Origin of the sequence: Rhodococcus sp. 14C212, from assembly GCF_011058195.1 — a bacterium.
In the GTDB taxonomy this organism is placed as follows: domain Bacteria; phylum Actinomycetota; class Actinomycetes; order Mycobacteriales; family Mycobacteriaceae; genus Rhodococcus; species Rhodococcus aetherivorans.
The window spans coordinates 19,446-42,186 of the sequence record NZ_JAALEH010000010.1 but is presented as its reverse complement, the minus strand read 5'-3'; the positions used below and the strand labels follow the sequence as shown (position 1 = coordinate 42,186).

The following is a 22,741-nucleotide window of genomic DNA, read 5'->3' as shown; positions in this document are numbered from 1 at the left end:
GAAGGCCCCGGCGTAGCGGAGTGCCGGGTGCAGCCGATGTACTCACGGCGCAGCCGTCCGGACCGAAACGGACTGTACAGCCAGTTCTTCGATGATCCGAGCAGCGCTGTCGACGTCCTGACCCAAGTGCCAGTATGTGATTCCGTATCGGTCTCGCCACTCGAGCAGTTGCGCAGCACATTCCGCCGCTGTGCCGACAAGTATCGCCGGCGACCCCTTCAACGTGTCGCCGGCCGCCTCGATGTGCCCCGACCACGATGAACGTGGCACGGAATCGCGCGGCGCGTCCGTCACGCGGACGTAGTAGCAGTTGAATTGGAGGACGGGGCAGGGCCGTCCCGCGGCGTCGGCGGCGGCCCGGACTCTCCGGATCTTGGCCTCGATGCGATCGGGCGTGAGGTCGGCGATCGCCGCTTCGTCGATCGTGTCGGCGCGCATGCTCGGGTGTATCCCGACGATGTCGGCGGCACGTCCGGCCAGGTCGAGCATCCGGGGCCCGCCGGCGCCGACGAGAATCGGAGGACTCGGTTGCTGTACGCACCGTGGAAGGGCTTCCATGTGGCCGATTCGATAGTGTTCTCCCTCGAAGTCGACGAACTCGGCCGTGAAGTAGCGCCGCAACACCGTCAATGCTTCGTCCAGCCTCGCGATCCGCCGGCCGGTGGTGTCGAATCGGAGGCCGAGGGCCGCGTAGTCGTCCGGCTGCCAGCCGGCTCCGATCCCGACTTCGACTCGTCCGCCTGAGAGCACGTCGATCGTCGAGATGTCTTTGGCGAGCAACGCCGGGTGGTGAAGATCGTTCGGCAACACGAGGGACAGGACCCGTAGCCGGGTGGTGCCGGCCGCGGCGTATGCCATAGCGACCAGTGGAGCAAGTTGCCAGCCGTGGCTGACGTGCTGGGAGACGGCTACCGTGTCGAACCCCAGGCATTCGAGCCGGCGCACGTCGGCGATCCATCTGGCGCCGTCGGCCTGGAGCCGAGGCATGGGCGCGATCATGCGCATCGGGGGAGGGGCTTGTCCGATCGAGCTCATGAACCGTCGACCTTCCATCGTCCGGCCAGTGCAGGGTACCTCCGAGCGACTTCCGGTAGCAGATCCGGAAGTGTCAGCAGCACCCGATCCGGCTCAGCTGCAACGAGTTCCTCCGGCGAGATGATCGGCACGTCGGTGCCGGGCATTCGGCGCCCCTGTTTGGCCGGTGAGGCGTCGGCCACGGCGGCCACCAGCCTCCGGTCGACGGCCGCGAGGCTGAACAACGCCACCGCACGGGACGCCGCGCCGTATGCGTACACGCTTTTGCCGGACCGGTATTCGTCCTCGAGCCAGGTGCGCAGTGAGCGCACATGGTCGTCGGCAGCACGTTGCAGTGAACCTACGGTGTGTGGATCGGTCATGCCGGTTTCGTCGGCGAAGACCCTCCGCACCGATTCGTCCGGTTCGACCTGCCCGTGCATGGCCGCGACAAGCACCGTCCCGCCGTAGAGGTCGAACGTCCAGGCAGCGACCGGACCCATGCCGACGTCATCGAGGAGGTGGGTCAGCGCTGTCATCGAGTAGTACGCGAAGTGGCCATGGCGAAGCGCGTTCCACTGGCCGCGGCAGACGATGGTGGCCAGGGAATGGAACTGGACCAGCAGCACCCCGTCCGGCGTTGTGGCAGTCGCTCGCTCGACCATGGCCTTCAACTGGTCCGGTTCGTGCATCAGGCCGAAACAGTCGAGCACGACGTCGCAGGTACCGTCGGCTACGGTGAAGCCACGCTCGACGAGCAGCGGAAGCCACGTCCCTCCGTGGGGACTGCCGAACTCCCGTACTGTCGAGCCCCGTAACCGCTCGGATCGAGCGACGCACCGTACCGCACAAACGGCCTGTTCTCTCAGGGCCTGCGGTTCGACGCCGCGTGGCTCCTCGATGATCGTGTCGTCCTCGGCGAGTTGCGCGAGGCCGCACGTCGCACACAGATCCATGGCAAGGGGATGCGAGACCTCGTCGTCGCTGATGGCCTCGTCGGCCGGGGGAAAGTGATCGGCGGCCGGCACCCTTCCGAGATCGAGTACTCGATCCAGATCGGGCATTCCGCACGCTCGGCACACACTCATGGGAACATTTCCTCGTGCGCATCGAGGAAGCCGAGTTGGCCGACGTGATCGTGCTGATTCCGCAGCCCTTCCGCGACGAACGTGGGCTGTTCACGCGCACGTTCGACGCGGAGACGTTCGATGACCACCTCGGCAGGCCGGGAACTGCCGCGGCGTTCGTGCAGGACTCCCAATCCCGGTCGGTCTGCGGCGTCGTCCGGGGAATGCACGGTAGGTCCGGCCGTGGCGAAGCCAAACTCGTGCGCTGTGCGAACGGCGCGGTGCACGACGTCCTGGTCGACATCCGGCCCGACTCGCCGACGTTCGGACGACGCCAGGTGTTCCGGCTCGACGACGAAGAGTTTCGCCACCTCTACGTTCCGCCGGGATTCCTGCACGGGTTCCAGGCACTGACCGCGACGGCGGACGTCTGCTACCGGATCGATCGGCCGCACGACCCGGCGGAGGACATCGGCGTCGCCTACGACGACGCGGATCTCGGGATCGACTGGCCGCTGCCGGTAACGGCCGTGTCCGCGAGGGACGCGAAGGCCGGAAGCTGGCGGGATTTGCTCACGCGTTTGCATTGACAAACCGCATCGATTCGTCGAGGATTCCTGTTCCTCGTAGCTCCTTCAGGTGTGAGAGCCGGGTGAACCGCTCGTGGAAGTCCTCCACTTTCAAGCCGAAGGCGGTGTACTTCTCGTACAGTTCCGCGGCGCCTTCGGGAACTGTCCATTTCGCCTCGTAGCCGAGCCGATCCCGAGCAGCAGAGAAGTCGACCCGGTACGAGCGAGGGTCGGGGCCGCTCTCCCCGGTGATCACGAGCTCGGAGCCGGGGACAACGTCCACCACGGCACCGGCGATGTCGGCGACCGTCAGGTTGTTGGTTTCGGTGCCGATATTGAATGCGTTGCAGTGGACGGCGTCCACCGGCGCCACGAGGCAGCGCGCGAACGCTTCCGCGATGTCCCGAGCGTGCACCAACGGTCGCCAAGGGGTTCCGTCCGACAGCACACGCACCTCACCGGTGAGAACGGCATACCCCACCAGGTTGTTCAGAACAATGTCCGCTCGCAGTCGGGGGGAGAACCCGAATGCGGTGGCGTTGCGGAGAAACACCGGAGAGAAGTCGGGGTCGGCGATCGCAGCCACGTCGTCCTCGACGCGCACCTTGCTCTCCGCGTACGGCGTGAGTGGGCGCAGCGGTGCACTCTCGTCGACGGCTTCTTCCCCGGCGGCGCCGTAGACAGAGCACGTGGATGCGTAGAGGAAGCGACGCACACCAGCTGCCTTCGCGCATCGAGCGAGCCGCACGGAGGCCTGGTGATTGATCTCGTAGGTGATTCTCGGTTCCAGCGCGCCGAGGGGATCGTTGGACAGGGCCGCGAGGTGGATCACGGCGTCGAATCCCGTCAGGTGCGATGCGGTGATGTCCCGTAGATCGAGGCGGATCGCGGGAGGATCCTGCGGAGCGGGCCCGAGAATGCAGTCGGCGAAGAGGCCGGAATCCAGACCGATCACCTCGTGACCGTACGAGCAGAGGACCGGCACCATGATCGACCCGAGGTATCCCTGATGACCGGTGACGAGGACACGCATGTCATGCCTTTCCGAAGTGGACGGTGGCCTTCTCCACGACGAACGCCTCGGCGTGCGGTCGTCGGCACTGCACGCCGCGGAGACGGGAAAGGCCCAGGAATGCCTGTTCGTCGAACCAGTCGTGGTCGGTCTGGGACGGGTAGTGCTTGAGCAGGATCCGTGCCTTCTCCTCGGCAATCCTGCGGGTCAGCGGATGGTAGATCGTCGGTCGTGGCGTATCCGTTTCCCATTTGAGGATCTCGTACCCCAGGACCAGGTGGTCACGGAAAACGGTGGGCACCAGCTCGGCCAGTATTCGATGATCCTGATGCGCGTCGTCGCGATGCGGCGCGAACACCACGTCGGGTTCGCAAGTGTGCCGGAATGATTCGAGTGCGTTCTTGATGGGCTCCCAGTATCCAGGGGCGTGGCCGTCGGGAACGTCGAGGACCCTCACCTCGACCTCGGCACCGGGACACAGCGCCGCCAGAGCGTGCCGCTCCTCGATCTCGCGCCGTGAGTCCTCACCGGAAAGTACGAACGCATGCACGCGCAGCGGGGACGAGACCCGAGCCGACAGCGTCAGCAATGTGCCGCCGACACCGATGGCGATATCGTCGCAGTGCGCACCGAGCACTGCGATCTCTCGGACGTCGCCGGCGCAGAGCTCGATCATGATTGCCCCGCCACGGCGGTCGTTTCCCACAGCATCCACGGGCGGATGCCTCGCGCGTAGTTGTCGTCGAGCTCCGCACGTTCCTTGAACGTATCCGCCGGCTTCCAGAAGCCGTCGTGCCGATATCCGAACAGCCGGCCGCGGCCCGCAAGGGTGCCGCACACGTCGCTGACGAGGTCACCCCCTGGCGGCAACAGCTCGAAGATCTCCCGATTCAGTACGAAGTAGCCGCCGTTCTCCCAGATGGGGAAGTGGCTGACAGGCACGATGTCCTTGATCTCGCCGTTCTCGGCCAGATCGACACAGTGGAACGAGGACTGTGGGGGTACGACCAGCAGCGCGGCGGTCGCGCCGGATTCGTGGTACCGCTCGATCATCCGATCGAGTGGCGCGTCGGTGAGCACGTCCGCGTAGTTGGCCAGGAAGTACTGGTCGCCTCCGAGATAGTCCCGCACGCGTCGAAGCCGCTCGCCGATCGAGGATTCGAGGCCGGTGTCGACGAAGGTGATCGACCAGTCGCTGATATCCGTGTGGAGCAGTTCGACCCGGTTGCGGTGCATGACGAAGTCGTTGGATGCCTCCTCGTGGTAGTCGAGGAAGAACTCTTTGATCTTGGTTCCCCCGTAGCCCAGACACAGGATGAACTCGGTGTGGCCGAAGTGCGCGTAGTACTTCATGATGTGCCACAGCAGCGGCCGGGGGCCCACCATCTGCATGGGCTTGGGGATTTCGTCGGTGCGGTCGTTGCGCATCCGCATGCCGTAGCCGCCACAGAACAGAACGACTTTCATACCGTGATCCTCCTGACGAAGTCGGCGGGGCCGATGGTGGTGTGCAGAGTGGGCAGCGGGACGACGAGCCGGCCGCCCCAGGCGGAGATGTACTGCAGTTGGGTCGTCAGTTCCGCCGCCAGGTTCCACGGCAGGGCGACGACCACGTCGGGCCGGTCCTTCTCGATCTGTTCCGGCGGCAGGATCGGGATCCGGGCGCCGGGCGTGTAACGCCCGTGCTTGTACGGATTCCGGTCGACGGTGTACGCCATGAGGTCCGGTCGGATGCCGCAGTAGTTGAGCAGGGTGTTGCCCTTGCCCGGCGCGCCGTAACCGACGACGGACAGGCCCTGGTCGTGGCAGTCGAGGAGGAAGCGCAGGAGGGTTTGGCGGACGGAGCGGGCGCGGGCTTCGAGTTCGCGGTAACCCGCCGTCGTGTGCAGACCCGCCCGGCGTTCCTGCTCGAGCACGGCTTCCACCCGTGCTCCAGGGGGATCTGCGACCTCGTCGGGCCGGGCCCAGAGCCGGATCGATCCGCCGTGTGTGCCGAGCAGTTCCACGTCGACGACCGACAGACCGCCGGTGGCGAGGGCCCGCATCGCGGACAGCACCGTGTAGTACTGGAAGTGCTCGTGATAGACGGTGTCGAACTGCGCTTCGCGCACGAGGTTCAGTGCGTGGTGCACCTCGATGGAGATCCAGCCGTCGTCGGCGACGAGGGTGCGCAACGATCGGGTGAACCCGAGCAGGTCCGGGATGTGGGCGTAGACGTTGTTCGCCACGACCAGGTTCGCGGGCCCGTATTCCTGGCGGATGTCCTCGGCGAGGCTCTCGTCGAGGAAGGCGGTGACGGTGGGGACTCCGGTCGCGCGGGCCGCGGAACCGACGTTCACCGACGGTTCGATGCCCAGGCACGGGATGCCGGCCGCGACCGCATGCCGCAGCAGATAACCGTCGTTGCTGGCGACCTCCACGATCGACGAGTGCGGGCCGAGACCCAGGTCGCGGATGGCGTTCTCGACGAACTGCCGCGCGTGGTCGACCCAGGAGTCGGAGAACGACGAGTAGTAGGCGTACTCGGTGAACGTGTCCTCGGGCGTGATGAGCGCCGGGATCTGCAGCAGCAGGCAGTCCTCACACAGCCTCAGGTGCAGGGGGTAGGTAGTTTCGGGCAGGTCGAGCTCGTCCGCGGCCAGGAAGCGCTCGCACGGTGGCGTGGCGCCGAGATCGAGCACGCTGAGGAGTCGTTCCGATTCGCACAGGCGGCACTTCATCGATGGCACCCCTCGGGCAGTCGGTAGGAACCGTGCCGACGAGATATTCGCAACATCAGGTCCGACTCGATTAGATAATCATACTGAAGGGATGAATGGAACCCCGAAACAATCTGTGAGATTGTTTTGCCCGCTGTTTGGCGCCAATTGGTAGACACCCCTAGACTCGGAACCACTCACACCCTCACTCGTGGGTCGGGCACGCCGGGGTGTCGAGGCGTACGGTGAGATCCTGGGGAGGTCGCCCGATGTCGTTTCAGATTGTTCAGCGCGAACAGACGCTCGTCGCCGGCCTGCCCGTGCGCAGTCCGCGCCGGGCCCTCGGCAAGGTTCGCGACCGGGCGCTCGAACGGGCGTGGTCGGCGGTGCTCAAGCAGGAGCTCGGCGGGCCCCTGGCCTCCGCTTACACCGATCACGCGGTGGACATCGACTCCTACTACACCCAGACGGTCGGGTATCAGTGTGAGTCGCTGGACCAGGTGACCGAAGGTCACCTGGTGGCCTGCCTGCCGGCCGGGACCTACGCGAAGTTCTCCTCGACCGGTACTTTCCCCGGCGTCTTCATCGATCTGTGGAACCAGATCCGTGCGGCCGAGGAGGCCGGTGAGATCGTCCGGTCGTTCACCGGCGACTTCGAGTTCTATCCCCACGCGTACCGCATCGACATGTACGTGGCGATCCGTACCACGGAAAAGGCTGGTGCGCAATGAGTTTCGAACTCACCAAGCTGCACGACCACTATGTGGGGGGGCTCGTTCTGCCGGGACTCGAGCCGGGGTCGACCGGGCAGCGGTCCGAACTGCTGACCTTCACGGAGGATCGCATCCGCGCGCGCGGCATCGGCGAGGTGATCGTGGTCTACATCTGCCACCCCGAGGTCGGATGGAACGCGGTGGTCGGCCGTCGCTGCGCCGGCCTGTCCGACCTGACGGTCGGGGACTCGCTGGTGCGGGTTCCGACCGGATACTTCGCCCGCTTCGTTCCGGGCGGCGATCACTCCGATCCCGTCGAGGACGTGTGGCACCAGGTCGAGATCGCCGAGAAGGAGGGACGGATCGAACGGGCGTACCGGGAGGAGGTGGCTGTCATCGGGCCGTCGGGAGTAACGGAACTTTACATTTCTTTGGCTTGAAGACCGTGGGGAACACCCCGCATACTGCATACTCGACCCATACAGCCACATGTATGACCCGTGCCGTCCCAGGTCGACGATCACGACGGCGGTGAGCGAGAGGGCCTGATGTGGTCCGCCGGGTGACTCCGATCGGGGTCATCCGCAAGGTCGGAGGCCGACAGTGGATCGAGCAGTGCGGGTCGCATCGGACTCGGTGCGCGAGCGCGTCTCGACCTACAGGGATCCCGCCTCCGGGTATTCGTTCGTCGCTGCCGTACCGAGTGCGGCGCCGGATCTGTGGAACGAATATCTCGCCCGCGCGTTGGGTGCCTATCGCAGATTCGGCGTCGAGTCCGCACTCGAGTACGAGAATGTGCGAAGCGGGGAGAACACGGCGATGTTCTGCGCGGGGCTCGATCGAAGAGGGGTCGTCGTGGGTGGGGTACGAGCTCAGGGGCCTTTTCGCAGTGCGGACGAGTCCCATGCCGTGACCGAGTGGAGTGCTCCCGAGCACGTCGATCACCTCCGCAGCATGATCGAGAGCCGAATCCCGTTCGGTCTGATCGAGGCGAAGGCCGCATGGGTGTCCGAGGATGTGCCCCAGCGTCGAGAGCTCACCCTTGCGATCGCCCGGATGGGCGCGAAGTTCATGGACCTGCTCCAATCCCGGTACATGATGGCCACGGCCGCCGACAACCTTCTGGATCTGTGGAAGACCTGCGGGGGAGTGGTGGACGAGAGCATGCCGGCCACCCCGTACCCGGACGCCCGCTATCGGACCCGGCTCATGTGGTGGGACCGTCTGCGCGTCGATCCGCTCGGCGACGAACTCCGACGAGAAGTGGGTGGTTTTCCGTTCGACGGGGAGCCGGCGTGACGGCCGAGGGCGAGGCCGGATGGACGGCTTCCGTGTTTGCGGAGGACCGACCGGAGGATATGGAGCAACTCCGGCGCGTTCGTTCCGAACCCGGCCTCGTGGTCGTCGACCGTCTCGCCGATCAGGTGAGAGGACTGCGCGAAGTGCTCCCGCCGCCGGGGACCGAACTGCTCGACGAACCGGCACGGTGGGTCCACTACCCCTGGCGCCGGACCGTCGTCCGCGTGCTCGGCCCGCACTCGTTCCGGCGGCTGCGGCTGGACCGTAACCGGAACAAGGTGACATCGGCCGAGCAGGACCGGCTGCGCGGGGTGACGGTGGGGATCGTCGGATTGAGCGTCGGCTTCTCGGTCGCGCAGGCGCTGGTGCTCGACGGGGTGTGCGGGGAGCTGCGACTCGCCGACTTCGACCCGATCGAGCTGTCGAATCTCAACCGGGTGCCGGCCTCCCTCGTCGATCTGGGCACGAACAAGGCGGTCGTGGCCGCGCGACGACTCTCGGAGCTGGATCCGTACCTCTCCCTGTCGGTGTGGCCCGACGGGGTCGGACCGGAAACGATGAGCGAGTTCCTGGACGGACTCGACGTCGTCGTGGACGAGTGCGACTCGCTGGACGTCAAGGTCGTGTTGCGCGCGGAGGCGGCCCGGCGAGCCGTACCGGTGGTGATGGAGACGAGTGACCGGGGGTTGATCGACGTCGAGCGCTTCGATCTGCGGCCGGGACCGCCGTTCCACGGATTGCTGGGAGAGATCGACCCGCGGAGGCTCGCCGCCCTGTCGGGTCGGGAGAAGATTCCGTACGCTCTGCGCCTGCTGGGCCCGGAGCGGATCTCGACGCGGATGGCCGCCTCCCTCCTGGAGGTGGAGCGGACGCTGGTCACCTGGCCTCAACTGGGGAGCGAGGTGATGCTCGGTGGCGCGACGGTCGCCGCGGTCGTGCGCCGGCTGGGCCTCGGGCAGCCGCTGAACTCGGGACGAGGCCGCGTGGACGTCGAGGCCTGCCTCGACGCCCTGACCGCACCTGCGGACCCGGGGAACCGGGCCGTCGCAGAAGCCCCCCTGCCCGCGGAATCGGACGATCCGATCGACCGGGTACTGCATGCCGCGAACAGAGCCCCCTCAGGAGGTAACAGCCAACCCTGGTCCATCACGGCCGGCGGCGGGATGCTGGAGATCGACATCGCGGACGACTTCGTGCCGACCGGGATCGACATCCACTCTCGGGGCAGCTACGTGGCGCTCGGCGCAGCCCTGCAGAACGCGCGCATCGCCGCGGCGGCACACCGGATACTCGGTCCGGTCCGAGTGCTCGCGCGGGGCGGCGGCGAGCCGCCGCGCGAGGTGATCGCGACGATGCGGTTCTCCGACGACACCGACCCGGTGCTGGCCGCCCAGTACGAGTCCATGCTCACGCGCGGCACCAATCGGCAACCCGGTGACGGATCGCCACTGTCCGATGCCGAGACGGCTGCCCTGTACGAGGCCGCCGAGCGGGAGGGTGGCCGGATCCGGGTCGTCACGGACGCCGATCGCCTGGCCGAGACCGCGGAGTTGCTTGCAGAATCGGACAGGATCCGCTATCTGACTCCGGTCCTGCGCCGGGAGATGCTCGCGGAACTGCGGTGGCCGCACTCCGCGGACATGGACAGCGGCATCGACGTCGGCGCACTCGGGATGGACGACGCGGAGCGCACGATGCTCGACCTGACGGTGCGAAACGATGTGCTCGATCAACTCGGGGAGTGGGACCTCGGGCACGGCCTGGGGCGTCTGACCGGAACGCGGGTGCGGAGCAGTTCGGCACTCGTAGCGGTCTTCGCGGCAGGACCGCGGCCGGTCGACTACGTCCGAGCGGGAATGGCGGCCGAGAGCGTGTGGATATGCGCCCACGGCATGGGCCTGGCGGTCCAGCCGGCGTCACCGGTGTTCCTCTACGCCGAGGACGACACCGACCTCACACGGCTCTCGGAGGTCCGGTTCGGCGCTCTCGGAAAGTTGCAGTCGACGTTCGACGACGTGTTCGACAGACCGATCGGACAACGCTTCGCCCTCCTGCTCCGGGTGGCGCGGGCGCGGCCGGAACGGGTTCGCAGTGCGCGCCGCTCGGATAGGGTTCGAAGACATCCCTGATGCGGTCACGATCGCGTCGGATGTGCTGCTCACAAGGGGTTTGGGATGGCGGAGAAGAGCTTCGAGAACATTGTCACCCGGGTCGCTTCCCGCCTCATGCCGGCGGACGCCGCGTCTCATCACTCGGTGATCGAAAGGGTGCTCCAGGACCTTGTCGAGCACTTCGAGGTCGACACCTGCTTCCTTCGCTACAACGACCACGACATCCACGCGACGGTGCTCGTTGCCGAGTGGCCGCCGCGGGAGTTCGTGCCGAGCCCGGATCCCCTGGGAGTGGTGCACTTCCGCGACGCCGACCCGATCTTCGCCATGACCGAGACCATGAAGGAACCGGCGGTCAGCCGTCCGGCGCAGTCGGGTGCCGAATACGCGAACCGGGTGCGCGCGGGTTCGGGCGTGCCGGAGGTCTCGGTCGCGGCGGTGCCGCTGATCTCCGGCAGCGTCACCACCGGCACCCTGGGTTTCATCAAGGCCGGTGATCGCGACTGGAGCGAGGACGAGATCAACACCTTGATGATGATCGCGGCGTTGCTGGCCCAGGTGCAGGCCCGGGTCCGCGCGGAACAGGACCTGCGCGACGCCGCCTATCACGACGACCTCACCGGCCTGGCGAGCCGGCGGGCCCTCCTCGAACACCTCGAGGAGCGGTTGAAGCGGGGGCAGCCGGGACCGGTCGCCGTCCTGTTCCTCGATCTGGACCGCCTCAAGCCGCTCAACGATTTCCTCGGTCACGCCGCCGTCGACGTGTTCCTGTGCCGCACCGCGCAGCGGCTGTCGCGGGTGTGCGATCCGAAGGACATGGTGGCGCGCCTCGGCGGTGACGAGTTCGTCATCGTGCTCGACGGGGCGGTGTCGCTGGAGGTGGCCCGGGAACGCGCCGAGGCACTGCGGTGGGCGGTCGGGATGTCGGTGCAGTTGGGCAGCCAGGTCGTCGGTCGCGGCGGCAGCCTCGGCGTTGCCGTAGGCGAGCCCGGACGGATCACTCCGGTGGCGTTGCTGGGGCGCGTCGACGAGGCGATGCTGATGGCCAAGAGCAAGGGCGGCAACAGCGTCGTCGCGTACACCGACGACATGCGGGGTGCGAGCGAACGCCGCAACCTCATCGAGCTGAGCCTGCGGACGTCGATCGACGACGAGCACCTCACCCTCGAGTACCAACCCGAGTTCGATCTGCGTGACGGCAGCATTCTCGGTGTCGAGGCCCTGGTGCGGTGGAATCACCCGGTGCTGGGCAAGCTGCAGCCGGCCGAGTTCATCGAGGTGGCCGAGTCGACGAACCTTGCGGGCGAACTAGGGCGCTGGGTGCTGCGGACGGCGTGCGGGCAGCTGGCCGAGTGGCGGCGCCGGATCCCGGGGTTGAACCTGCAGATGAGCGTGAACGTCTCGCCCGTGCAGCTGGTGAGCCTGGATTTCGTGGAGACGGTGGAAAGTACGCTGGAGGAGTTCGGCCTCGGCAGCTCGTGCCTGTGCCTGGAGATCACCGAATACGTGGTCGTCAGCGATCTGGAGCGCTCCCGCAAGACACTGCGCCGGCTCGAGCGCCTGGGCGTGTGCTGCGCGATCGACGACTTCGGCACCGGCTACAGCTCACTCGCCCACCTGAAGTCTCTGCCGGTCCATACCCTCAAGATCGACAAGGCGTTCGTGCTCAATCTGCAGCGCAGCGAGAGCGACCGCGTCATCGTCGAATCGATCATGGGGCTGGCCTCCGCGTTCGGGCTGGATGTCGTGGCCGAAGGGCTCGAGTCCGTGGCGGCAGCGATGAAGCTGCTGGAACTCGGCTGTCGACGCGCACAAGGATTCCTCCTCAGCCGGCCCCAGCCGCCCGAGCAAATCGTCGAGATGCTGCGTCACGGCAGGATCGAACTACCGTGGAGACTCCCAGCTTCGCTCCCCGAATGAACCACCAGTCCGTTATTGCCGGTTAAACAATCTCCGAGTATGTTTTAAGGGTCCGAGAGTCGTGCGACTCCGAAATGGGGCGGGCCCTGATGCAGAACCGGGAAACGGCGAGAACTTTCGCCGGGGCGGTTAACGCCCCAGAAGGCTCGTCCGTGGAGCGGACGGGCGGGGACCGAACAGGAGTGGTCCGGAGCCTGCCCGGGCTGTGTGCTCCGGAAGCCGTGCCGCGGCCGGCCTGGGAACGGCGCTATGCGATTCTTGTCTTCTGCATCGACCTCCTGTGCGTGCTGATTGCGGACCTGGCCATCACCTTCGGCTACCACCGGGGGGAGGTGGCCGGTGGTAAGGCGCTCGTGCTCGTGGCGGTGGTACCGTTCGCTGCCGTGCTCGCCCTGGCGGTGCAAAAGGCATGGGATGCCCGGGTTCTCGGGGCGGGAGTCGAGGAGTTCCGGCGTGTCGGCCGGGCCTACGTCCTTGCGGTCGCGGTCCTGGCCGGGGCCGGATACGCGTGGGGAACGGCAAGCGGTCAGTCCTGGATCTTCGGCGCCTTGCCCCTGGCCGGCGCTGCAACGCTGGGTGCCCGCCTGCTGTTGCGGCGATTCGTCCGCATGCGCCGGCGCCGGGGACGCCTCGTGCGGTCGGTGCTCGTTGCGGGTGACGCGATCGAGGTGCACGAGCTGCTGGCCCGGGCGGGGGAGTTCCGCGATGCGGGGTGGCAGGTGGACGGGATCTGCCTGCCCGCCAGGACGTCAGGAGTGGTGCTGCCCCTCGCCGTCGACGATGTGCCGGTGCTGGGGACCGAGGACGACGTCGTCGGAATCACCCAGTTGCACGGGTTCCAGGCGGTGGCGCTGTTGCCGTCGAGCGGTTGGACGCACTCGAAGACCCGCAGACTCAGCTGGGATCTGGAGCACACGGGCGCCGATCTCCTCATGGCTCCGGTTCTGATGGACCTGGTGGGGCCGCGCCTGCACATGGCACCGCTCGCCGGGCTGCCGTTGCTTCAGCTCAGTGCCCCGCGCTATGCCGGCCCGGCGTGGTTGGTGAAGAACATCTTCGACCGCGTCGCCGCCTTGATGATCGTGGTGCTCCTGGCGCCGTTGCTGCTGGCCATTGCCCTCGCCATCCGGGTCACGAGCCCGGGTCCCGTGCTCTTCCGGCAGACCCGGGTCGGCAGGGACGGGCGGACGTTCACGATGTTCAAATTCCGCAGCATGGTGGTCGATGCGGAGGATCGTCTCGCCGACCTGACCGACTGCAGCGACGGCAACGGGATCCTGTTCAAGATGCGGGAGGACCCCCGTGTCACGCGGGTCGGCCGCTTCATCCGCCGGTATTCGCTCGATGAACTGCCGCAGCTGTTCAACGTGGTCACGGGCGACATGTCGCTGGTCGGCCCCCGTCCCCCGCTGGAATGCGAGGTGGCGCGGTACGGAGAGGACGGCGCCCGCCGGCGGCTGTTCGTCAAGCCGGGACTGACCGGGTTGTGGCAGGTCAGCGGACGAAGCAACCTGAGCTGGGAGGAATCGGTGCGTGCCGATCTGCGTTACGTCGAGAACTGGACGTTCGCCCTCGATCTGTCGATCCTGCGCAGGACTCTCCGTGCCGTCCTGCACCGCGACGGCGCCTACTGAGCCCCGCTCGGCCTCACCGATCTCGTTCCGGGCACGGTTCACGCCTCGAAGAGCGCCTGCCCCCAGTACTCGCCCGGTGCCGGCCCGGGCGGACACGCGAACACCGCCGACCCGACGTGCTGGATGTACTCGTTGAGTGCGTCGCGCCGTGCCAGTTCGCGCTGCATCGGCACGAACTGCTCGAGCGGGTTGCGGCAGAACGCGATGAAGAACAGGCCCGCGTCCAGGTGGCCGAAGCCGTCGGAGCCGTCGGTGAAGTTGTAACCCCGGCGCAGGATCTTCAGCCCGCCGAGGTGCTGGGCCGACGCGAGGCGCACGTGTGCGTCGACGGGGACGAACGGCCCGTCCGGTCCCCTGGACTCGAGGTCGAGTTCGTCGAACTCGCCGGTCTTCCCGAGCGGAGCGCCGTCCCGTTTGGTGCGGCCGATCACCTGCTCCTGTTCCTGCAGCACCGCTCGGTCCCACTGCTCGATGAGCATGCGGATCCGCCGCGCCACCAGGTAGGTGCCGCCGGCGAGCCAGGCCTGGTCGTCGCCGGGGCCGACCCACACCGACTCGGCGAGCGCGCCGGGGTCCTCGGCCTTGAGGTTGTTGGTTCCGTCCTTGAATCCGAACAGGTTCCGCGGCGTCTGCTGCGACGTCGAGGTGGACGAGGTGCGGCCGAACCCGAGCTGCGACCAGCGCACCGACGCGGTGCCGAACGCGACCCGTGCCAGGTTGCGGATGGCGTGCACCGCCACCTGGGGATCGTTGGCGCACGCCTGGATGGCGATGTCGCCGCCGCTGCGGGCCGGATCGAGGTTGTCGGCGGGAAAGTGCGGAAGTTCCTCGAGTGCAGACGGTCTGCGGTCGGCGAGACCGAACCGGCCGTCGAACAGCGACGGGCCGAACCCGATGGTCAGGGTCAGCTGGGAGGCGTCGAGGTCCAGTGCCTCGCCGGTGTCGGTGGGCGGATGGTAGGGGCCCTCGCCGGTGGCGCCGTCCTCGGTGGCCTCGAGCCCGGCGGTCATCCGCTCGGCCATCTCGGTCCACGTCTTCAGCAGCGCGACGAGCTCGTCCCGGTCGTCGGTGGTGACGTCGAACGCCACGAAGTGCATGCGGTCCTGGGCGGGGGTGACGATCCCGGCCTGGTGTGCGCCCCGGAACGGGACGGCGCCGGCGTGGCCGGTGTCCGCGCCGGGTGCGGTGACCCGGCCGACCACCGCGCCCGCTCCGGCGAGCGCGGCGCCGGCACCGACCGCACCGAACAGGCGGCGGCGGGAGATGCCCCCGCCGGAGGCGGGGGCCGCGGCGGTGTCCGGGGTCCCGCTCATGCGCCCGCAGCCCCCGCGACGACACCCTGCACCTTGCTCACCGCGGCCGAGAGCGCGTCGATCAGGCGCGAGAGTTCCTGCCGCTGCGGCTCGGTCACGGTCTCGTAGGAGACGAAGCCGTCGCCCTGCCGGTACCGGGCGAGCGCGGCGTCGAGGTCGGCGAACCGGGCGTCGATGGCCTGCGCCAGCTCGGGATCGTTCGCGTCGAGGATCGGGCGCAGCGCGGCGACCGCGGCCTGCGAGCCGTCCACGTTGCCCTGGAAGTCCCACAGGTCGGTGTGGGAGAAGATGTCCTCCTCACCCGTGATCTTCGAGGTGGCGACCTCGTCGAGCAGGCCCTGCGCGTTGCCGGCGATCTTGGTCGGGTCGACCGTGTAGTCGGCGGCGTTCACCAGGTCGGCCAGCTCCTGGACGTCGGCCGCGAGCTGATCGGCGATCGCGCCCGTGTCGGGCTGGGCGCCCTGCACCCACAGGTCCTTCTCGAGCCGGTGGAATCCGGTCCAGGCCTGGCCGGGCTCGAGGTCCGCCTCGCGCAGGTCGATCCGCGGGTCGAGGTCGCCGAAGCTCTCCGCCTCCGGCTCGATGCGTTCGAAGTAGGTGCGGCTGACCGGGAACAGCCGCTTGGCTTCGTCGACGTCGCCGGCCTTCACGGCGGCCACGAACTCGCCCGTGGCGGTGACGAGGGCTTCGGTCTGGCTGCGGATGTACCGGCGGTAGCCGTCGCCCGCCTCGGCGAGCTTGCCGTCGGCGTCGGTGACGGTCTGCGAATCGCCCGTGATCACGAACTCCTGGCGGATCCCGTCGCCGACCATGCCGGGGCGGCAGGACAGCTCGTAGGTGCCGGCCTCGGGCAGGTTCACGATCAGCTGCCGGGTGAGTCCGGGGCCGATGTTCTCGATCTCACCCATCACCCGGTCGCCGGCGGCGAACACGTAGAACTCGGTGACCTTGGTGCCGTTGTTGGTGATGCTGAAGGTCGAGTGCCCGGTCGCGCCGTCCGCCGCCGCCACGTCGCATGCGGTGTCGGTGGCGGTGACCGCGATCGCGTCGTCGCCGGCGGTCGACTTCTCGGTGCAGCCCGCCAGGGCGAGGGGCAGGGCCGCTGCGGCCGCGAGGGCGTACGTGGATCGACGCATGGATGGATGCCTTTCGAACAGGGGAGGGGTCAGACGGCGACGGCCGGTTCGGGTGTGCGGGCCGGCGCGACGGGACGCAGGAACAGGTACAGGACGACGACGAGATAGCTCACCCACGCGAGGGCCTGGAGGACGGTGGGGTCCGGACGGAGGTTGAAGATCCCGGCCAGCACGGTGCCGTACCAGCTGTCGGCGTCGTAGTGGGCCGAGACGTCGAAGGCGAGGTTCGAGCCCCCGGGCAGGACGCCGCCGATCTGGAGGGCGCGCAGGCCGTAGGCGAGGATGCCGGCCGCGACCACGATCAGGAAGGCGCCGGTGTACGTGAAGAAGCGGGCCATGTCGATCCGGATCGCCCCGAGGTACATCAATGCCGTGAGTCCGGCGGCCACGCCGATGCCGAGGAGCAGGCCGACGAGGGGCCAGGCGCTGCCGGCGGTGTTCTCCGCGTACCCGACCATGAGCAGCGCGGTCTCGAGGCCCTCACGGCCGACCGCGACGAACGACAGGGTGAGCACCGCCGCCGGTCCCGCGAGCAGTGCCTTCTCCATTCCGGAGCGCAGGTCCCCGGAGATCGACCGCGACGCCTTGCGCATCCACAGCACCATGGCGGTCACGATCACGACCGCGGCGAGCGACGCGAGGCCCGCGGCCACCTCGGCGGCGAGGCCGGTGAGGGTGGTGGTGCCGAAGTGGATGATCCCGAACGTCGCGGCGACCATGGCGACGGCGGTGCCGACGCCGAGCCATACCCACCTCAGGGCGTCGCGGCGCTGGGCCTTGACGAGGAAGGCGACCAGGATCATCACGACGATGCCCGCTTCGAGGCCCTCGCGGAGCCCGATGAGGCCGGAGCCGACCAGCTGGGTAGCGATCGACGGGGCCCCGGAGCTCGCGGCGAGTGCGGACATGGGCATGACTCCAACAGTTAGGTGAGGCGAACCTCTCTTAGGTGATGCAAGCCGAAAACATACACCCGGTCCGGACGACGTCAACAGGGGCCTTGGTCCCTTTACCTGCGCTTTGCCGGGGATATGGATGATGGGAACCATGCCCCCTGCCGCCTCGCGCCGACGCTCACCGTGGCCGCGCGTCCTGTTCGCCGCCGTCGCCGCGGTGATCCTGGTGGCCGTCGGCGTGGCCGTCTGGAGCCCGCGCGAGCCGCGCATCCCGATCCCCGACGGCGTCCCGCCCGCCCCCGGAACCGCGGTCCCGGCGATCGACGTCGACGCCCCCGGCCGCACCGCCGACCAGTTGCGGGACTGGGCGGCACCGCAGGCCGAGGCGCTCGGCATCCCCCGCACCGCGCTCGAGGCCTACGGTCACGCCGCGGCCGTGCTCGCCGCCTCGCGCCCCGACTGCGGACTCGCATGGACGACCCTCGCCGGCATCGGGAGCGTGGAGAGCCGGCACGGCCGGTATAACGGCGCGAGCATCGCCCCCGGCGGACGCGTCGACCCGCCCATCCGCGGCGTGCCCCTCGACGGGGGTCCCGGACTGGCCGAGATCCGGGACACCGACGGCGGCCGGCTCGACGGCGACCCCGTTCTCGACCGGGCGGTGGGGCCCATGCAGTTCATCCCCGAGACCTGGTTCCGCTGGGGCGTGGACGCGAACGGCGACGGCGTCGCCGACCCGGACAACATCGACGACGCGGCCCTGACCGCCGGCCGGTACCTGTGCGACCGGGGCGGCGACCTGACCACCGCCGAAGGCTGGACGCGGGCGCTCACGGCCTACAACCTCTCGGGCGAATACCTCGCGCTGGTGCGCGACCGCGCCGCCGCGTACGGGGTGGGCCGTCGGCCCTGACGCGGCTGTCCGATCCGTCCGCCTCCCGGCCGGGCGAGCGGCCGGTGGCCGCCACCGCGGGGCGCGCCGTGCTTCGGGCGCAGGTCGGGGCGGTTAGGCTGTTCCCAGCGTGCAGACCCCGCAGCGTGAAGTCCATCGAAGGAGAATCAGCCAGTGGCCATCATTGAGCAGGTAGGAGCCCGCGAGATCCTCGATTCGCGTGGTAACCCCACGGTCGAGGTCGAGGTGCTGCTCGACGACGGAAGTTTCGCCCGCGCTGCGGTGCCCTCCGGTGCGTCCACCGGTGAACACGAAGCCGTCGAGCTGCGCGACGGTGGCGAACGCTACCTGGGTAAGGGCGTCGAGCAGGCCGTCGAGGGCGTCCTCGGCGAGATCGCCCCGGCGATCATCGGCCTCGACGCGACCGAACAGCGCACCGTCGACCAGGCCCTCCTCGACACCGACGGCACCCCCGACAAGGGCCGGCTCGGCGCCAACGCCCTGCTCGGCGCGTCCCTCGCCGTCGCCAAGGCCGCCGCCGAGTCCTCCGGACTCGAGCTGTTCCGCTACCTCGGCGGCCCGAACGCCCACATCCTGCCCGTGCCGATGATGAACATCCTCAACGGCGGTGCCCACGCCGACACCGGCGTCGACGTGCAGGAGTTCATGGTCGCCCCGATCGGCGCCCCCACCTTCAAGGAGTCCCTGCGCTGGGGCGCCGAGGTGTACCACGCCCTCAAGTCCGTGCTCAAGAGCCGCGGCCTGGCCACCGGGCTCGGTGACGAGGGTGGCTTCGCGCCCGACGTCGCCGGCACCAAGGAAGCCCTCGACCTCATCAGCGAGGCCGTCGCCAAGACCGGCCTGAAGCTCGGCACCGACGTCGCGCTCGCGCTCGACGTCGCCGCCACCGAGTTCTACACCGAGGGCACCGGCTACAAGTTCGAGGGCAAGGACCGCACCGCGGACGAGCTCGCCGACTTCTACAACGAGCTGCTCTCGGCGTACCCGCTCGTGTCCATCGAGGACCCGCTGAGCGAGGACGACTGGGACGGCTGGGTCGCGCTGACCGACAAGATCGGCAACAAGGTGCAGCTCGTCGGCGACGACCTGTTCGTCACCAACCCCGAGCGCCTCGAGGAAGGCATCGTCAAGGGCGCCGCCAACGCGCTGCTGGTGAAGGTCAACCAGATCGGCACCCTCACCGAGACCCTCGACGCCGTCGACCTCGCGCACCGCAACGGCTACAAGTCGATGATGAGCCACCGCTCCGGCGAGACCGAGGACACCACCATCGCCGACCTCGCCGTCGCCGTGGGCAGCGGCCAGATCAAGACCGGTGCCCCGGCCCGCTCCGAGCGCGTCGCCAAGTACAACCAGCTGCTGCGCATCGAGGAGTCGCTCGGCGACGCCGCCCGGTACGCCGGCGAACTGGCGTTCCCGCGTTTCACCATCGAGGGCTGAGCGCACCCGCATGAGCCAGCGCGGCAGGTCCCGGCCCGGTGCCCGGCGCACCCGCACCGAGGGTGTGCCGGGCGTCCGGCGGCCCGGGCGGGCCCGCCCGGCCGGACCTACCGCCTCGACGGAACCGCCCGCCGACGCCCCCGGTGCCCGCACCGGGGGCGCCTCGGGGCGGGCCCGGCCCACCCGCGTCGGAACGCCGCGCGAATCCCGGCCGGCCCGTGCCGAGCGCACCTTCTTCGGCCTGTCCACCGGCCGTGCCGTCGTCCTCGCCCTCGTGGTGTGCGGGCTCGCCCTGACCCTCGCGGTTCCGTTGCGCACGTACGTCAGCCAGCGCTCCGAGGCCGAGCGGGTCGCCGCGGAACGGGCACAGCTCGAGCAGGAGATAGTGGCGCTCCGCGAACAGAAGGCGCAGATCGAGGACCCGGCGTGGATCCGCGCCCAGGCCCGCGAACGGCTGCGGTTCGTCATGCCCGGCGAAACTCCCTACCAGGTGCAACTGCCCGGCGACTACCAGGAACCGGTCACCGAGCAGACCGAGGAACTGCCCTCCACCGGCGCCTGGTACAGCGACCTGTGGCAGTCGGTGTCCGTTCCCGCGCCAGAACCCGAACCCGCCCCGGTGCCGCGGCAGATGCCGGTGGCGCCCCCAGAACCAGGAGAACCGACCGGGTGACCGATCCCGTCGCACAGGAAGACCTCGACGCCGTCGCCGCCCAGCTCGGGCGGGTCCCGCGTGGCGTCCTCGCCATCGCCTACCGCTGCCCGGACGGAGCCCCCGGCGTCGTGAAGACCGCGCCGAAACTGCCCGACGGCACGCCGTTCCCGACGCTGTTCTACCTCACCGATCCGCGGCTCACCGCCGAGGCCAGCCGGCAGGAGTCCGCCGGGGTCATGAAGGAGATGACCGAGCGGCTCACCGCCGACCCCGACCTCGCGGCCGCGTACCGGCGGGCCCACGAGTCCTACCTCGCCGAACGCGACGCCATCGAATCGCTCGGCACCGACTTCAGCGGCGGCGGCATGCCCGACCGCGTCAAGTGCCTGCACGTGCTGATCGCGCACTCCCTCGCCAAGGGGCCGGGCGTGAACCCGTTCGGCGACGAGGCCGTCGCCCTCGCCGCCGACGCCGGCCTGCGTGGTACCGCCGTCCCTGCGGACTGGCCGACCTACGCCGAGCTGCGCGGGGAGACCGAGTGACCGCCGTCGGCGCCCGCCGCGTCGCGGCGATCGACTGCGGCACCAACTCCATCCGCCTGCTCATCGCCGACCTCGGCGACGACGGCCGGCTCACCGACGTCACGCGGCTGATGCGCATCGTCCGGCTCGGGCAGGGCGTCGACGCCACCGGCCGGCTCGCCCCCGAGGCGATCGAACGCACCCGCGTCGCCCTCGTCGAATACGCCGGCCTCATCCGGGAGACCGGCGCGCAGGCGGTGCGGATGGTCGCGACCTCCGCCACCCGCGACGCCGCCAACCGGGACGACTTCTTCGCGATGACCCGCGAGGTCCTCGGTGCGGTGATCCCCGGTGCCGAGGCCGAGGTCATCACCGGCGACGAGGAGGCGCGGCTGTCCTTCACCGGCGCCGTCGGCGAACTCGACCCCACCCGGGGGCCGTTCGTCGTCGTGGACCTCGGCGGCGGCTCCACCGAGGTGGTGCTCGGCGACGCCGACGGTGTGCATGCCGCCTACTCCACCGACATCGGCTGCGTGCGGCTCACCGAGCGGTGCCTGCACGACGACCCGCCCACGGCCGAACAGATCGCGGCGGCCCGAGAGTTCGCGGGGGAGAAGATCGCCGAGGCGCTCGCGCACGTGCCGGTCGAGCCGGCCCGCACCTGGGTCGGCGTCGCCGGCACCATGACCACGATCGCGGCCCTCGCGAACAACCTCGCGGAGTACGACCCCGAGCGCGTGCACCTGTCCACCGTCGGTTTCGACCGGCTGCGCGAGGTGTGCGACGGCCTGCTCGCCGCCACGCACGACGAGCGCGCGGCGCTCGGCCCGATGCACCCCGGACGTGTCGACGTCATCGGCGGTGGGGCCGTCGTCACGACCGTGCTGGCCGACGAACTCGGCCCTCGCGCGGGCATCGGCGAGCTCGTCGTCAGCGAGCACGACATCCTCGACGGGATCGCGCTGTCGATCGCGTAGGTCGCCGTGGTGTCCTTCCGGACCTGCCCGGGTCCGGAAGGACACCACGCACTACCCTCTCTTCTTGCGCCCCCATAGCCCAATTGGCAGAGGCAGCGGACTTAAAATCCGCCGAGTGTCGGTTCGAGTCCGACTGGGGGCACCACCTTCCCGCCGAGATCCCCGCGATCGGCACGCCCAGCAGGGAGCAGTGCCCCGCCAGCGGCCACCTGGTGCGTCAGGCGTTGCAGCCGGCGAGTTGCGCGAGCACCGCCAGGTTGGCCGCCATCCCGTCTCGCCACACGGCCATCCGGTGGGCGAGGATCGCGCTCTCCTTGTCCGGGTGCTGCTCGATGAAATCGGAGAGCGGTGAGCGGCCGGTGCCCACCTTGGCCCACTGTCGAACGATGGCGCCGTCGCCGTCGGATTCGACCTCGAAGCCCCAGACAGCCACCGGCGCTTCCGCCGGCCCCACCCGCCACACCCAGCGGCGACCGTCCTCGACCTCGATGATTTCCGGCTCGGTGTACCATTCGCCCATCCGTGGGCTGGCGTTGTGCCCGCGGAATCGGGCGCCGACGGCGACCCCGGTCGCCCCGTCCAGCCATTCCACCCGCTGCAGTTCGCCGTCGGCACGGGTGGGCAGCTCGATGTCGGTGACCAGCGCCCAGGCCTGCTCCGGACTGCAGGCCAGACGTTCGGCGACCTCGACGGTCGGGGTATCACGCAGACGCATGAGGCTCCTCGGGAACTCGAATCGATATCCGACGGTGACGCTGTGCCGATGCTATTCGAAGTCCTCGATGTCCCCTCGCGGCGATACCGGTGTGGCGAGGTGCGTCGTTGGGTGAAGAGCAACAGGTGCTCAGCGTC

General features: G+C 68.8%; 22 protein-coding genes and 1 tRNA gene. 13 read left to right on the top strand and 10 right to left on the bottom strand.

Translation table 11 applies throughout. The features are described 5' to 3' along the window. Positions 1 to 42 precede the first annotated feature (42 nt). The gene (locus G6038_RS07330; protein ID WP_165037034.1) at positions 43 to 987 is read right to left on the bottom strand and encodes a TIGR03621 family F420-dependent LLM class oxidoreductase; all 945 of its coding nucleotides are present in this window, start codon (positions 985 to 987) and stop codon (positions 43 to 45) included. Positions 988 to 1,031: 44 nt separating this feature from the next. Continuing rightward, entirely contained in the window at positions 1,032 to 2,102 is a 1,071-nt protein-coding gene (locus G6038_RS07325; RefSeq protein ID WP_165037032.1) for a methyltransferase domain-containing protein, read from the bottom strand. A 14-nt stretch (positions 2,103 to 2,116) separates the two neighbouring features. Between G6038_RS07325 and rfbC the strand changes: the two genes are divergently transcribed. Continuing rightward, positions 2,117 to 2,671: a dTDP-4-dehydrorhamnose 3,5-epimerase gene (rfbC, locus tag G6038_RS07320; RefSeq protein WP_165037031.1), complete on the top strand. Its 555-nt coding sequence runs from the start codon at positions 2,117 to 2,119 to the stop codon at positions 2,669 to 2,671. Here rfbC and G6038_RS07315 read toward each other — a convergent pair. Genes G6038_RS07315 through G6038_RS07300 form a run of 4 tightly spaced genes read right to left on the bottom strand, consistent with a single transcriptional unit; the run spans position 2,655 to position 6,382 of the window. Next, positions 2,655 to 3,683 (bottom strand): SDR family oxidoreductase, encoded by a 1,029-nt coding sequence (locus tag G6038_RS07315; RefSeq protein WP_165037029.1) that lies wholly within the window; start codon positions 3,681 to 3,683, stop codon positions 2,655 to 2,657. The genes rfbC and G6038_RS07315 overlap by 17 nt on opposite strands. A gap of 1 nt (position 3,684) precedes the next feature. Continuing rightward, a complete protein-coding gene (locus tag G6038_RS07310; RefSeq protein ID WP_165037027.1) occupies positions 3,685 to 4,338 on the bottom strand; it encodes a PIG-L family deacetylase in 654 nt (217 codons plus the stop codon). Further along, positions 4,335 to 5,129, bottom strand: coding sequence for a glucose-1-phosphate cytidylyltransferase (locus G6038_RS07305; protein ID WP_165037024.1), 795 nt, complete (start codon positions 5,127 to 5,129; stop codon positions 4,335 to 4,337). The genes G6038_RS07310 and G6038_RS07305 overlap by 4 nt, the downstream gene beginning before the upstream one ends. After that, positions 5,126 to 6,382, bottom strand: a complete 1,257-nt coding sequence (locus G6038_RS07300; protein WP_165037022.1) for a class I SAM-dependent methyltransferase — start codon at positions 6,380 to 6,382, stop codon at positions 5,126 to 5,128. Before G6038_RS07300 ends, G6038_RS07305 begins: the two co-directional genes overlap by 4 nt. 248 nt (positions 6,383 to 6,630) lie before the next feature. Here G6038_RS07300 and G6038_RS07295 point away from each other — a divergent pair, with 248 nt between their 5' ends. The 6 genes from G6038_RS07295 to G6038_RS07270 all read left to right on the top strand — a co-directional run bounded on the left by G6038_RS07295 (position 6,631) and on the right by G6038_RS07270 (position 14,038). Then, on the top strand, positions 6,631 to 7,092 hold the full coding sequence (locus tag G6038_RS07295; protein ID WP_165037020.1) for a GyrI-like domain-containing protein: 462 nt from the start codon (positions 6,631 to 6,633) through the stop codon (positions 7,090 to 7,092). Beyond that, positions 7,089 to 7,514 carry a hypothetical protein gene (locus G6038_RS07290; protein WP_165037018.1) on the top strand — a complete coding sequence of 142 codons (426 nt, stop codon included), beginning with the start codon at positions 7,089 to 7,091 and terminating at the stop codon, positions 7,512 to 7,514. Before G6038_RS07295 ends, G6038_RS07290 begins: the two co-directional genes overlap by 4 nt. 469 nt (positions 7,515 to 7,983) lie before the next feature. Beyond that, positions 7,984 to 8,373: a hypothetical protein gene (locus G6038_RS31195; RefSeq protein WP_240918337.1), complete on the top strand. Its 390-nt coding sequence runs from the start codon at positions 7,984 to 7,986 to the stop codon at positions 8,371 to 8,373. Beyond that, positions 8,370 to 10,502, top strand: a complete 2,133-nt coding sequence (locus G6038_RS07280) for an Rv1355c family protein (RefSeq protein ID WP_165037014.1) — start codon at positions 8,370 to 8,372, stop codon at positions 10,500 to 10,502. The genes G6038_RS31195 and G6038_RS07280 overlap by 4 nt, the downstream gene beginning before the upstream one ends. 45 nt (positions 10,503 to 10,547) lie before the next feature. Next, the gene (locus tag G6038_RS07275; RefSeq protein WP_165037013.1) at positions 10,548 to 12,404 is read left to right on the top strand and encodes a bifunctional diguanylate cyclase/phosphodiesterase; all 1,857 of its coding nucleotides are present in this window, start codon (positions 10,548 to 10,550) and stop codon (positions 12,402 to 12,404) included. Positions 12,405 to 12,688: 284 nt separating this feature from the next. Continuing rightward, positions 12,689 to 14,038 (top strand): sugar transferase, encoded by a 1,350-nt coding sequence (locus tag G6038_RS07270; protein WP_346772764.1) that lies wholly within the window; start codon positions 12,689 to 12,691, stop codon positions 14,036 to 14,038. 38 nt (positions 14,039 to 14,076) lie between these two features. Here the strand turns inward: G6038_RS07270 and efeB are convergent, their stop codons facing one another. The 3 genes from efeB to efeU are packed head-to-tail and all read right to left on the bottom strand — an operon-like array spanning position 14,077 to position 17,395. Further along, the gene (gene efeB / locus G6038_RS07265) at positions 14,077 to 15,351 is read right to left on the bottom strand and encodes an iron uptake transporter deferrochelatase/peroxidase subunit (RefSeq protein ID WP_165037009.1); all 1,275 of its coding nucleotides are present in this window, start codon (positions 15,349 to 15,351) and stop codon (positions 14,077 to 14,079) included. Then, the gene (efeO, locus tag G6038_RS07260; protein ID WP_165037007.1) at positions 15,348 to 16,487 is read right to left on the bottom strand and encodes an iron uptake system protein EfeO; all 1,140 of its coding nucleotides are present in this window, start codon (positions 16,485 to 16,487) and stop codon (positions 15,348 to 15,350) included. Before efeO ends, efeB begins: the two co-directional genes overlap by 4 nt. A gap of 29 nt (positions 16,488 to 16,516) precedes the next feature. Further along, positions 16,517 to 17,395, bottom strand: a complete 879-nt coding sequence (gene efeU / locus G6038_RS07255) for an iron uptake transporter permease EfeU (protein WP_165037102.1) — start codon at positions 17,393 to 17,395, stop codon at positions 16,517 to 16,519. A gap of 139 nt (positions 17,396 to 17,534) precedes the next feature. On the opposite strand from efeU, the gene G6038_RS07250 reads away from it, so the two are divergent. From G6038_RS07250 to G6038_RS07225, 6 genes are all read left to right on the top strand, one after another. Further along, positions 17,535 to 18,296 carry a lytic murein transglycosylase gene (locus G6038_RS07250; RefSeq protein ID WP_165037005.1) on the top strand — a complete coding sequence of 254 codons (762 nt, stop codon included), beginning with the start codon at positions 17,535 to 17,537 and terminating at the stop codon, positions 18,294 to 18,296. Positions 18,297 to 18,449: 153 nt separating this feature from the next. After that, on the top strand, positions 18,450 to 19,736 hold the full coding sequence (gene eno / locus G6038_RS07245) for a phosphopyruvate hydratase (protein WP_165037003.1): 1,287 nt from the start codon (positions 18,450 to 18,452) through the stop codon (positions 19,734 to 19,736). 10 nt (positions 19,737 to 19,746) lie between these two features. Further along, complete coding sequence (locus G6038_RS07240; RefSeq protein ID WP_165037001.1) at positions 19,747 to 20,409, top strand: septum formation initiator family protein; 663 nt, start codon at positions 19,747 to 19,749, stop codon at positions 20,407 to 20,409. Next, positions 20,406 to 20,933, top strand: coding sequence for a DUF501 domain-containing protein (locus tag G6038_RS07235; RefSeq protein WP_165036999.1), 528 nt, complete (start codon positions 20,406 to 20,408; stop codon positions 20,931 to 20,933). Before G6038_RS07240 ends, G6038_RS07235 begins: the two co-directional genes overlap by 4 nt. After that, entirely contained in the window at positions 20,930 to 21,889 is a 960-nt protein-coding gene (locus G6038_RS07230) for a Ppx/GppA phosphatase family protein (protein ID WP_165036997.1), read from the top strand. Before G6038_RS07235 ends, G6038_RS07230 begins: the two co-directional genes overlap by 4 nt. Before the next feature lie 68 nt (positions 21,890 to 21,957). After that, positions 21,958 to 22,034 (top strand) — tRNA-Leu (locus tag G6038_RS07225). Between the two features lie 72 nt (positions 22,035 to 22,106). Here the strand turns inward: G6038_RS07225 and G6038_RS07220 are convergent. Then, positions 22,107 to 22,604, bottom strand: a complete 498-nt coding sequence (locus G6038_RS07220; RefSeq protein WP_165036995.1) for an SRPBCC family protein — start codon at positions 22,602 to 22,604, stop codon at positions 22,107 to 22,109. Positions 22,605 to 22,741: the final 137 nt, after the last annotated feature.